Source organism: Shewanella sp. SG41-4 (assembly GCF_014164505.1).
In the GTDB taxonomy this organism is placed as follows: domain Bacteria; phylum Pseudomonadota; class Gammaproteobacteria; order Enterobacterales; family Shewanellaceae; genus Shewanella.
On the sequence record NZ_JACJFI010000761.1, the window covers coordinates 1 to 382 of the forward strand.

At 42.7% G+C, this 382-nt stretch carries 1 protein-coding gene; it reads right to left on the reverse strand.

The window, feature by feature from the left end; all coding sequences use genetic code 11:
* Positions 1-142 precede the first annotated feature (142 nt).
* The coding region (gene tnpB, locus H5202_RS23710) for an IS66 family insertion sequence element accessory protein TnpB (RefSeq protein ID WP_182774162.1) at positions 143-382 on the reverse strand (240 nt) is incomplete at its 5' end.

A 382-nucleotide genomic window follows, 5' to 3' on the forward strand; every position in this document is an offset into this window, starting at 1 on the left:
AGTTGCAGCAACATGGCTTTGAGTTGTGCTATATCATCAGGTAGGTCAGTCAAGGTGGCTCAGGGCTTAAAGGGTATCAATATCCTTAGTCTGACAGCGAAAAATGATCGTTCAAGTAGAAATTTGCGATCAACAATCACTGTCACACTTCTAGTCCATAGATCGGTCGATGCGCCTTAGGATTATCTAAGGTTAATCCCGATAATAGCCAATGTAATTGCTGCTTGCTGATATGAACTGCGCCATCACATTTAGGCACCGGCCACTTAAAGTGGCCTTTTTCGAGGCGACGATAATAAAGCCAAAATCCGTTAGTATCCCAGAATAAGATTTTGAGCTTATCGCGGTGTCGATTACAAAAGATAAACCAAGCCTGGCTAAA